The sequence below is a fragment of the Streptomyces sp. NPDC020845 genome (assembly GCF_044334165.1).
GTDB lineage: Bacteria > Actinomycetota > Actinomycetes > Streptomycetales > Streptomycetaceae > Streptomyces.
This window is the reverse complement of the sequence record NZ_JBIRSJ010000006.1, coordinates 164,387-176,080: the sequence shown is the minus strand read 5'-3', so window position 1 is coordinate 176,080 and position 11,694 is coordinate 164,387. Positions and strand designations below refer to the sequence as shown.

The 11,694-nt window shown below is 73.4% G+C and carries 9 protein-coding genes; all 9 read left to right on the top strand.

The window, feature by feature from the left end; translation table 11 throughout:
* Window positions 1-115: 115 nt before the first annotated feature.
* Complete coding sequence (locus ACH4U7_RS16565) at window positions 116-2,608, top strand: PQQ-dependent sugar dehydrogenase (protein WP_398528617.1); 2,493 nt, start codon at window positions 116-118, stop codon at window positions 2,606-2,608.
* A 159-nt stretch (window positions 2,609-2,767) separates the two neighbouring features.
* A complete protein-coding gene (locus ACH4U7_RS16560) occupies window positions 2,768-3,907 on the top strand; it encodes an inositol-3-phosphate synthase (protein ID WP_398528616.1) in 1,140 nt (379 codons plus the stop codon).
* Window positions 3,904-4,908, top strand: coding sequence for an SCO3242 family prenyltransferase (locus ACH4U7_RS16555; protein WP_398528615.1), 1,005 nt, complete (start codon window positions 3,904-3,906; stop codon window positions 4,906-4,908). Before ACH4U7_RS16560 ends, ACH4U7_RS16555 begins: the two co-directional genes overlap by 4 nt.
* Window positions 4,905-6,206 (top strand): sugar phosphate isomerase/epimerase family protein, encoded by a 1,302-nt coding sequence (locus ACH4U7_RS16550; RefSeq protein ID WP_398528614.1) that lies wholly within the window; start codon window positions 4,905-4,907, stop codon window positions 6,204-6,206. Before ACH4U7_RS16555 ends, ACH4U7_RS16550 begins: the two co-directional genes overlap by 4 nt.
* Complete coding sequence (locus ACH4U7_RS16545) at window positions 6,203-6,865, top strand: EboA domain-containing protein (protein ID WP_398528613.1); 663 nt, start codon at window positions 6,203-6,205, stop codon at window positions 6,863-6,865. Before ACH4U7_RS16550 ends, ACH4U7_RS16545 begins: the two co-directional genes overlap by 4 nt.
* Window positions 6,865-7,713, top strand: coding sequence for a TatD family hydrolase (locus tag ACH4U7_RS16540; protein ID WP_398528612.1), 849 nt, complete (start codon window positions 6,865-6,867; stop codon window positions 7,711-7,713). The genes ACH4U7_RS16545 and ACH4U7_RS16540 overlap by 1 nt, the downstream gene beginning before the upstream one ends.
* A 3-nt stretch (window positions 7,714-7,716) precedes the next feature.
* Window positions 7,717-8,886, top strand: a complete 1,170-nt coding sequence (gene eboE / locus ACH4U7_RS16535) for a metabolite traffic protein EboE (protein WP_398528611.1) — start codon at window positions 7,717-7,719, stop codon at window positions 8,884-8,886.
* 35 nt (window positions 8,887-8,921) lie between these two features.
* Window positions 8,922-10,352, top strand: a complete 1,431-nt coding sequence (locus ACH4U7_RS16530) for a nucleotide pyrophosphatase/phosphodiesterase family protein (RefSeq protein ID WP_398528946.1) — start codon at window positions 8,922-8,924, stop codon at window positions 10,350-10,352.
* Window positions 10,349-11,491, top strand: coding sequence for a sugar phosphate isomerase/epimerase family protein (locus ACH4U7_RS16525; protein ID WP_398528610.1), 1,143 nt, complete (start codon window positions 10,349-10,351; stop codon window positions 11,489-11,491). Before ACH4U7_RS16530 ends, ACH4U7_RS16525 begins: the two co-directional genes overlap by 4 nt.
* Window positions 11,492-11,694 lie beyond the last annotated feature (203 nt).

Here is an 11,694-nt window from a genome sequence, read left to right as displayed (position 1 = left end):
CCACATTCTCCAACTGACCACGGTCAACCAGGTCAGTTGTCCAGAACTCCGGGATGACGGCGCATCCCGGCGTACGCGCCCGCCCGTACAACCAGCCCCATTCTGGAGGCATTTCGTGCACGGGAACGACCGCATCACCCGCACCCGCCCCCGAACCCGCAGATCGCGTCTGCACAAGGCGATCGCGCTGCTCAGCGGCGCCTTCCTCGCCGGTGCCGGCCTGACCCTCACCACCCCCCAGGCCGGCGCAGCCGTCACCGGCCAGGAGAAGGCCGCGGCGGCCGAGGACTTCCAGCAGGTCACCCTCGCCAAGGGGGAGGCGGAGGTCGGCGAGCCCATGTCGCTGGCCGTCCTCCCCGACCGCTCGGTCCTGCACACCTCCCGCGACGGCGAACTGCGCCTGACCGACGCCGCGGGCAACACCAAACTCGCGGGCAAGCTCGACGTCTACTCCCATGACGAGGAGGGCCTGCAAGGCGTCGGCGTCGACCCGGGCTTCACCGACAACCGCTTCATCTACCTCTACTACGCGCCCCCGCTGAACACCCCGGCGGGCGACGCCCCGGAGACCGGCACCGCCGCCGACTTCGCACCCTTCGACGGCGTCAACCGCCTCTCCCGATTCGTGCTGAAGGCCGACGGCACCCTCGACACCGCCAGCGAGAAGAAGATCCTCGACGTCTCCGCCACCCGCGGCCTGTGCTGCCACGTCGGCGGCGACATCGACTTCGACGCGGCCGGCAACCTGTACCTGTCGACCGGCGACGACACCAACCCCTTCCAGTCGGACGGCTACACCCCGATCGACGAACGCGCCAACCGCAACCCCGGCTTCGACGCCCAGCGCTCCGCGGGCAACACCAACGACCTGCGCGGCAAGATCCTGCGCATCAAGGTCGAGGCCGACGGCTCGTACTCCATCCCCGAGGGCAACCTCTTCAAGCCCGGCACCGACAAGACGCGGCCCGAGATCTATGCGATGGGCTTCCGCAACCCGTTCCGGTTCAGCGTCGACAAGAAGACCGGCATCCTCTACGTCGGCGACTACGGCCCCGACGCAGGCGCCGCCGACCCGAACCGCGGACCGGCCGGACAGGTCGAGTTCGCCCGCGTCACCGGCCCCGGCAACTTCGGCTGGCCGTACTGCACCGGCGCCAACGACGCCTACGTCGACTTCGACTTCGCCACCCGCACCTCCGGCGCCGCCTTCGACTGCTCCGCCCCGAAGAACACCTCGCCGAACAACACCGGCCTGACCGATCTGCCCCCGGCGCAGGCCGCCTGGATTCCGTACAACGGCGGATCCGTACCGGAGTTCGGCGACGGCTCCGAGTCCCCGATGGGCGGCCCGGTCTACCACTACGACGCCGCCCTCGACTCTCCCGTGAAGTTCCCCGAGGCGTACGACGGCGACTTCTTCGCCGGTGAGTTCGGCCGCCGCTGGATCAAGCGCATCAGCAGCGACGCCGACGGCACGGTGCAGTCGATCAACGACATCCCCTGGAGCGGCACCCAGATAATGGACATGGCCTTCGGCCCGGACGGCGCGCTGTACGTCCTCGACTACGGCACCGCCTGGTTCGGCGGCGACGAGCACTCGGCGCTGTACCGCATCGAGAACGCGACCGACGGCCACTCCCCGTCGCCCCAGGCCGCCGCGGACCGCACCTCGGGCCAGGCCCCGATGAAGGTCCAGTTCTCCTCGGCCGGCACCACCGACCAGGACGGCGACAAGCTCACCTACAGCTGGGACTTCGGCGACGGCGCCACCTCCACGGCCGCCAACCCCGCCCACAAGTATTCAAAGAACGGCACCTACACCGCCACCGTCACCGCCAAGGACCCCTCCGGCCGCACCGGCAGCGCCAGTGTGCAGATCGTCGTCGGCAACACCGCGCCCAAGGTCGTCCTCGAGACGCCCAAGGACGGGCAGCTGTTCAGCTTCGGCGACACCATCCCGTTCAAGGTGAAGGTCACCGACCCCGAGGACGGCCGCACCATCGACTGCGACAAGGTCAAGGTCACCCTGATCCTCGGCCATGACACCCACGGCCACCCGCTCACCTCGGCCAACGGCTGCTCCGGCACCATCCAGTCCAGCGCCGACGGCGGCCACGACGAGGACGCCAACATCTTCGGCGTCCTGGACGCCGAGTACACCGACGGCGGGGGCGGCGGCCAGGCCCCGCTCACCTCGCACGACCGACACGTCCTCCAGCCCCGCCACCGCCAGGCCGAGCACTTCGGCACCAGCTCCGGCGTGACGGTCGTCGGCCATGACACCGCCCAGGGCGCCAAGGTCGTCGGCGACATCGACAACGGCGACTGGATCGCCTTCAAGCCCTACGTACTGAGCGACGCCACGAAGATCACCGCGCGGATCGCCTCCGCCGGCGCGGGCGGCACCCTCGAGGTCCGCGCGGGCTCGGCCACCGGCACCCTGCTCGGCAAGGCCACGGTGCCCGTGACCGGCGGCTGGGAGACCTACCAGGACGTCTCGGCCGACCTGTCCCGCGCACCGCGCGACACCACCACCCTCTACCTCGTCTTCAAGGGCGGCAGCGGTGCCCTCTACGAGATCGACGGCTTCACCTTCACGACCGGCTGAGCCACGACCGGCTGAGCCACGACCCGCTGAGCCCGCCACGGGCCACTGAGCCCGCCACGGGCCACTGAACGGCGGCGGGCGGGAGACGCCGGACTCCCGCCCGCCGTCACCACCCCTCATCCCCTCCGGGTTTTCGTGCCCCGGACAAGGAGGCTGCTCATGTCCGCGTCCCTGTCCCTCTCCCGTCCCCCTCGGATCGGCGTCTGGCTGGTCGGGGCCCGCGGCTCCGTCGCCACCACCGTCGTCGCCGGATGCGCCGCCGTGAACGCCGGGCTGCGCCCGCCGACCGGGCTGGTCACCGAGGCGCCCGCGTTCAGCAGCGGCCTGCCCGCCCTGCCTGCCCTGTCGTCGTTTGTCTTCGGCGGCCACGACACCACGGACTGCCCCCTGCCCAAACGCGCCGAGCAACTGGCCGCGGGCGGCGTCCTCCCGACCGGTCTGCCCGCCGCCGTCGCGGCCGAACTGGCCGCCGCCGACGCGGAGATCAGGCCCGGCGGCCCGCTCCCCGGCGACACCCGGGACGAGGACGCGCTGATCGCCGCCTTCGCCGCCGACCTCCAGGACTTCGTCACCCGGCTCGGCCTGGAGCGCGCGGTGGTCGTGAACGTCGCCTCCACCGAACCGGCCCCGCCGCCAGGCCCCCCTCTTCCGCCCAGCTCGCTCTACGCGGCCGCCGCCCTGCGCGCCGGCTGCCCGTACGTCAACTTCACCCCGTCCACGGGCCTGCACCACCCGGCGCTCGCCCCGCTCGCCGCGGCGAGCGGACTGCCGTACGCGGGCCGCGACGGCAAGACGGGCCAGACCCTGCTGCGCTCCGTCCTCGGCCCCATGTTCGCCCAGCGGGCGCTGGACGTCCGGGCCTGGTCCGGCACCAACCTCCTCGGCGGGGGCGACGGCGCCTCCCTCGCCGACCCGGCCGCCGCCGCGGCGAAGAACGCCGGCAAGGAACGCGTCCTCGCGGACACCCTCGGCACCACCCCCGAGGGCGAGGTCCACATCGACGACGTGCCCGCGCTCGGCGACTGGAAGACCGCCTGGGACCACGTCGCCTTCGACGGCTTCCTCGGCACCCGCATGGTCCTCCAGACCATCTGGCAGGGCTGCGACTCGGCACTCGCCGCGCCCCTGGTCCTCGACCTGGCCCGGCTCGTCGCCCGCGCCCACGAGACCGGTCTGCGCGGCCCTCTCGCCGAACTCGCCTTCTTCTTCAAGGACCCGGTCGGGGACGCGCCGTCGGCGCTGGGGGAGCAGTACGCGGAACTGGTGCGGTTCGCCCGGGGGCTGGGGGAGAGCGAGTGAGCCGACTCCACGCCTGGGCCGAACTGCTGCGCCTGCCCGCCCTGTTCACCGTCCCCGGCGACGGGCTGGCCGGAGCGGCCGCCGTCGCCGCCCGCCCCGACCGCCGTACCGCGCTCGCCGTCGGCTGCTCCCTGTGCCTGTACGAGGCCGGGATGGCCCTCAACGACTGGGCCGACCGTGCCGAGGACGCCGTCGAGCGCCCGCACCGCCCGCTCCCGTCCGGCCGGGTCCGCCCCGCCGCCGCCCTCGCCGCGGCCTGCGCCCTCACGGCCGCGGGCCTCGCCCTGGCCGCCCGTGCGGGGCGCCCGGCGCTGGCGGTCGCGTTGCCCCTGGCGGCCACCGTCTGGTCGTACGACCTGGTCCTGAAGCGCACGCCCGCCGGGCCCGGCGCCATGGCCGCCGCCCGCGGCCTCGACCTGCTCCTCGGCGCCGCGGCCACCGGCGGTGCCGTCCGCCCGGCCCTGCCCTCGGCGGCCCTGCTCTCCACCCACACCCTCGCCGTCACCGCCGTCTCCCGCCAGGAGACCCGCGACGGCACCGCGCTCGCCCCACTAGCGGCGCTGGCCGCCACGGCCACCCTGACCCGGCTGCTGCCGGGCGACCTGGGGCGCGAGCGCCGAGATGTCCTCGTAGCCGCGCGACTCGTAGCCGCTTCCCCAAGCTCTCGGCTTCGCTCGAGCAGGGGATACCCCACCCGGGAACCTTCCGGCGCCTCGCCCGCTCCCTCTCGCACCGCAACCCCAGGTCACAGCCGGCCGTCCGGCTTCCTCACCACCGCCCTCGCTCTCAGCTACGCCGCCGCCACGGCCCGCCCGTACCTGAACGCCGCCCTCAACCCCTCGCCGCCGCTCACCCAGCGCGCCGTGGGCGCCGGCATCCGCGCCACCATCCCGCTCCAGGCGGCCCTCGCCGCCCGCGCCGGAGCCGGGGCCACCGCGCTGGCCACGGCCGCCCTCACCGCACTGGCACGGCGCTTCTCGAAGCGGGTGAGTGTCACATGACCGCCCAGGGGACAGCCCTCCGGTTCGGCTACGGCACCAACGGCCTCGCCGACCTCCGCCTCGAGGACGCCCTCGCCCTCCTGGCCGATCTCGGCTACGACGGCGTCGGCCTGACCCTCGACCATATGCACCTCGACCCGCTCGCCCCCGACCTCGCCGCCCGCACCCGGCGGGTCGGCCGGCGCCTGGCCGCGCTTGGACTCGACGTGACTGTGGAGACCGGCGCCCGCTATGTCCTCGACCCCCGCCGCAAACACGGCCCCTCGCTCCTCGACCCGGACCCGGAGGCCCGCGCCCGCCGTGTGGACCTCCTGCTACGCGCGGTCCGGGTGGCCGCCGACCTCGGCGCGCACGCCGTGCACTGCTTCAGCGGAACCGTTCCGCCCACGAGTGGCGCGGCTACCGGTGGCGCGGCTACCGGTGGCGCGGCTACCAGCGGCGCGCCCACCGGAGGCGCGCCCACCAGCGGCGCGCCCACCGGTGACGTGGCCACCAGTGACGCGCCCATCGGCGACGCGGCCACCAGCGGCGCGCCCATCGGCGACGCGGCCACCAGTGACGCGCCCGTCGGTGACCCGGCCACCAGTGACGCCGCCACCGGAGACGCGGCCACGGCCTGGCGGCGGCTCGCCGCCTCCCTCACCCCGGTCCTGGAAGCCGCCGCCACCGCCGGGATCCCGCTCGCCATCGAGCCCGAACCCGGCCACCTCGTCGCCACCCTCGCCGACTTCCACCACCTCCGCGGCCTCCTCGGCGATCCGCCCGCGCTGGGCCTCACCCTGGACCTCGGACACTGCCAGTGCCTGGAACCCCTGCCGCCCGCCGACTGCGTACGCGTCGCCGCGCCCTGGCTGCGGCATGTCCAGATCGAGGACATGCGGCGCGGCGTCCACGACCACCTCCCGTTCGGGGAGGGCGAGATCGACTTCCCGCCCGTCCTCGCGGCGCTCGCCGCGACCGGCTACCAGGGCCTGACCGTCGTCGAGCTGCCCCGCCACTCCCACGCCGGCCCCCACTACGCCCAGACCTCCCTGCCGTTCCTGCGGCGCGCGGCTGCCGCCACGTCGGCCACCGTCCCGGCCACCGCCTCGGGCGCCGGCCACCCGGCCACGGCCGCGCTGCCCGCTGCCGCGCCGGTCGCCGCCACCCCCGCCATCACCGGCCCGGCCGCCACCCCCGCCATCACCGGCCCGGCCGCCACCCCCGCCACTGCCGCATCGGCCACCGCCAACCCGGCTACTGCCACCCCGGAAACCACCACCCCCACCACCGCCGTGCCGGAAGGGAGCACCCCATGACCCACTCGCCCGCCACGGGCACCGGCCCGGACCCCACCCCCGACGCACTCCGCGACCACCGCGACCGCCTCGACACCCACCTCCACCCGGCCGCCCGCGCCTGGCTCCGGCAGGCTCTGGACGAGGCCGCCGCCAATTCCGGCTCTGCATGGGAGCTGCGCGTGGCCGAGGCCGGGCGTCGCTGCGGCAGCCGGCACGCCGACGCCGCCCGTGTCCTGATCCTGTACGCGGCCTGCGCCGACCCCGCCACGCTGGCCCGCCTCTATCACCAGGGCTCGGCCGCCGAGCGCCGCGCCGTGCTGTGTGCCCTGCCGCACCTCGTGCCCGGCCCCGACGGGGTCCCCCTGGTCGAGGACGCCCTGCGCACCAACGACACCCGTCTTCTCGCCGCCGCGCTCGGCCCCTATGCGGCCCGCCACCTCGACGCCCACAGCTGGCGGCACGCCGTACTGAAGTGTCTGTTCACCGGCGTCCCGGTGGACGCGGTGGCCGGCCTCGCGGCGCGCGGGCGCGGGGACGCCGAACTGGCCCGCATGCTCGCCGACTACGCGGCCGAGCGCACCGCCGCCGACCGGCCCGTGCCCGCCGACCTGTACCGCGTTCTGGACCTCGCCGCCGAAGACCTCGAGGCGGACCACCCCCACGGCAAGGAGTCCTGATGCGCCTGTTCGACCCGCACATCCATATGACCTCCCGCACCACCGACGACTACGAGGCGATGCGCGCCGCCGGGATCCGCGCCGTGGTCGAGCCGTCGTTCTGGCTCGGCCAGCCCCGTACCTCGCCCGCCTCCTTCCTCGACTACTTCGACTCCCTGCTCGGCTGGGAGCCCTTCCGCGCCGCCCAGTACGGCATCGCCCACCACTGCACGCTCGCCCTCAACCCCAAGGAGGCGAACGACCCCCGCTGCGTGCCCGTCCTCGACGAGTTGCCCCGCTATCTCGTCAAGGACCAGGTCGTGGCCGTGGGGGAGATCGGCTACGACTCGATGACCCCCGCCGAGGACACCGCCCTGGCCGCACAGCTCCAGCTCGCCGCCGACCACGGCCTGCCCGCGCTCGTGCACACTCCGCACCGCGACAAGCTCGCCGGTCTGCGCCGCACCCTCGATGTCGTCCGCGAGTCCGCGCTGCCCGTGGACCGGGTGCTGGTTGACCACCTCAACGAGACGACGGTCAAGGAGGCCAAGGACAGCGGCTGCTGGCTGGGTTTCTCCGTCTATCCGGTCACCAAGATGGACGAGCGCCGGATGGTGGCGATCCTGCGCGCGTACGGGCCCGAGAAGGTGCTGGTGAACTCCGCCGCCGACTGGGGCAGAAGCGATCCGCTGAAGACCCGCCGGGTGGCCGACCTGATGCTGGCCGAGGGATTCACCGGGACGGATGTCGACCGGGTGCTGTGGCGCAACCCCGTCGCCTTCTACGGGCTCAGCGGCCGACTGGAACTCGAGGTCACCCCGCCGGAGGCCACCCACGAGGGCAACTCCCTGCTGCGCGGAGGGGAGTGAGCGATGCGCTTCCGCCACCCGGACGGCACCACCGTCCACCTCGCCTACTGCACCAATGTGCACCCCGCCGAATCCCTCGACGGCGTCATGGCCCAGCTCCGCGACCACTGCGCGCCCGTCCGCCGCCGACTCGGCCGCGACCGCCTCGGCATCGGCCTGTGGCTCGCCCGCGACGCCGCCCGTACCCTCGACACCGACCCGGCCGCGCTGCGCGCCCTGCGCCGCGAACTCGACCGCGGCGGCCTGGAGGTCGTCACCCTCAACGGCTTCCCGTACGAGGGCTTCGGCGCCGCCGAGGTGAAGTACCGCGTGTACAAGCCGGACTGGGCCGATCCCGAGCGCCTGGAGTACACCACCGCACTGGCCCGGATCCTCACCGGTCTGCTGCCCGACGATGTCACCGAGGGCAGCGTCTCCACCCTGCCGCTCGGCTGGCGCACCACCTGGAGCGCCGACCGCGCCCGCGCGGGGCAGCGGGCGCTGTCGACCCTCGCCGAGCGCCTGGACGCACTGGCGGAACTGACCGGCCGGAGCGTCCGGGTCGGCCTGGAACCGGAGCCCGGCTGCACCGTGGAGACCACCGGTGACGCCCTCGCCCCGCTCACCGCCGTCGGCCACCCCCGTATCGGCGTCTGCGTCGACACCTGCCATCTCGCCACCTCCTTCGAGGACCCGACGGCGGCCCTGGACGCGCTCGCCGCCGCCCGCGTCCCCGTCGTCAAGTCCCAGCTGTCGGCCGCCCTGCACGCCGAACACCCCGACCGGCCGGAGGTCCGCGCGGCCCTCGCCGCCTTCGCCGAACCCCGCTTTCTGCACCAGACCCGCACGGTCACGGCGACTGGCCTGCGCGGCACCGACGACCTCGACGAGGCCGTCGGCGGCACGGCCCTGCCCGCCACGGCCCCCTGGCGGTCCCACTTCCACGTCCCGCTGCACGCCGCCCCCGCCGCGCCCCTGACCTCCACACTCCCGGTCCTGCGGACCGCCCTGACCCGCCTCGTCGGTGGCCCGCATCCGCTGACCCGCCATCTGGAGGTCGAGACGTACACCTGGCAGGCGCTCCCGCCCGAGCTGCGGCCCCGCAGCCGGGACCGGCTCGCCGACGGCATCGCCGCCGAACTCGCCCTCGCCCGCGACGAGCTGACCGGCCTCGGGCTGAAGGAGCTGCCATGACCGGACCCATGACCGCGCCCAACCTGGGAGCCGCCATGACCGGGTCCAACGGTCGCCGTCCCATCCCGCTCCTCGTCCTCGACGTGGTCGGCCTCACCCCCCGGCTACTCGCCCATATGCCCCGCCTCAAGGCCCTCGCCGCCGCCGGTTCCCGGGCGCATCTCGGCACCGTACTGCCCGCCGTCACCTGCGCCGCCCAGTCCACCTTCCTCACCGGCACCCCGCCCTCCGAACACGGCATCGTCGCCAACGGCTGGTACTTCCGCGAGCTCGGCGACGTCCTGCTGTGGCGCCAGCACAACGGCCTGGTCGCCGGGGACAAGGTGTGGGACGCGGCCCGCCGCGCCCACCCCGGCTACACGGTCGCCAACGTCTGCTGGTGGTACGCCATGGGCGCCGACACCGACCTCACCGTGACCCCGCGCCCCGTCTACTACGCCGACGGCCGCAAGGAGCCGGACTGCTACACCCGGCCGCCCGCCCTGCACGACGAACTCACCGAGAAGTTCGGCACGTTCCCGCTGTTCCACTTCTGGGGACCCGGAGCCGATCTGGTCTCCAGCCAGTGGATCATCGACGCCACCCGCCATATCCTCCGCACCCGCCACCCCGACCTGGCGCTCTGCTACCTCCCGCACCTCGACTACGACCTCCAGCGCTACGGCCCCGACGACCCCCGCTCCCGCAAGGCGGCCGCCGACCTGGACGCGGCCATGGCCCCGCTGCTGGACGACGCCCGCGCCGAGGGCCGTACGGTCGTCGCGCTGTCCGAGTACGGCATCACCCGTGTCAGCCGGCCCGTCGACATCAACCGCGCCCTGCGCCGCGCCGGGCTGCTGGAGGTGCACACCCAGGACGGTATGGAATACCTCGACCCGATGGCCTCCCGCGCCTTCGCCGTCGCCGACCACCAGATCGCCCATGTGTACGTCCGCCGACCCGAGGACATGGCTGCCACCCGCGCCGCCCTCGACGGGCTGCCCGGTATCGAGCGACTACTCGACGACGAGGGCAAGAAGGCCCACCACCTCGACCACGCGCGCTCCGGCGAACTGGTCGCCATCGCCGAACCGGACGCCTGGTTCACGTACTACTACTGGCTCGACGACGCCCGCGCGCCCGACTTCGCGCGCCTGGTCGAGATCCACCGCAAGCCCGGCTACGACCCGGTCGAGCTGTTCATGGACCCGCTCGACCCCTATGTGAAGGTCAAGGCCGCCACCGCGCTCGCCCGCAAGAAGCTCGGGATGCGCTACCGGATGGCGGTCGTCCCCCTCGACCCCGCCCCGATCCGCGGCAGCCACGGCCGCCTGCCCACGAGCGACGACGACGGTCCGCTCCTGCTGTGCTCCACCCCCCGCGCCGTCGGCGACCGCATCGCGGCCACCGACGTGAAGTCCCTGCTGCTCCACCTCGCCGGTCTCGATACCGACGCCCCAGAGGAAACGAAGGAAGGCACCCCGTGAACAACACGCCTGACACCGACGACCAGCTGCGCCGCAGCCTCGGCATCGGCCGCCGCCGCTTCCTGAGCACCTGCACCGCCGTCGCGGCCGGGGCGATCGCAGCCCCCGTCCTCGGCGCGAGCCCCGTACAGGCCGCCGCACCCCGGTCGGCCGGCACCGGCAGAGGGCACGCACTCGTCCCCGCGGACAAGCGCGGCATCATCCTCTACACGGTCCGCGACGCCATCGGCCGCGACCCGCTCACCACCTCCCTCCCGTCCGGCTTCCGCGCCGTCTTCGAACAGCTCGCCCGCTTCGGCTACCGCCAGGTCGAGTTCGCCGGCTACGGCCAGCACGCCAACGCCCCCGGCGGCGCGAGCCTGGAGTCCGTCGAGGGCGCCAAGCTGCTGCGCCGCTGGCTGGACGACAACGGGCTGCGCGCCCAGGGCAACCACGGCTTCATCCCTGGCTCCTGGCCCCTGACCAGCGCCGACCTGGACACCTTCAAAAAGCACCTGGAGATCGCGAACATCCTCGGCCTGGCCCACATGGGCACCGGTGGCGACCCCACCGGAAGCGCCTACAAGGCCGACTGGGACGTCGCCGCCGACAAGTGGCACGCCCTCGGCGCGATCGCCCGCCGCGCCGGCCTCAAGCTCTACACCCACAACCACGACGCGGCCTACGGCTTCCTGCTCGACGGCGGCCCGCTGGACGCCCAGTCCAAGCCCACCCGCAGCTCCGGCATCCGCAAGCTGGAATACTTCCTGTCCATCACCGACCCCGAGCTGGTCTGGCTGGAGATGGACGTCTTCTGGGCGCATGTCGCCCAGTACAAGTTCCGCACCTACACCGCCCACGACGGCTCCACGCAGACGAACGTCTTCGATCCGGCCGGCCTCGTCACCCGTAACAACAAGCGCTACCCGCTGTTCCACGCCAAGGACGGCGTCGTCAACACCACCAACGGGATGGGCTACGACATGGTCCCGTTCGGCACCGGCGTCATCGACTACACCACGTTCTTCTCCCGTGTGGGCCACCGCAACTACCACAACCCGATGGTCGAGCAGGACAACGCACCGAGCACCACCAACCCGGGCCAGTCCCTGGAACACGCGGCGATCGGCTACCGCAACCTGGCCGCCCTGCGCCGCTAGCAGCAGGCACGGGCGGAGGGCTTTCCGGCGCAACCCGGCCGCCCTCTGCCCGTGCCGAGCGAAATTCCGTGGCGCCCGCGGGCATTCTGACCATGGATCGAGGTGGGCGGCACCCTGGCGCGCGCCGGTGCGGGGACCACGTGTCATGCCCATCGGATGGTGAGCCGGATGACCTGGAAGGCCGAGATCGACCGGAGTGATCC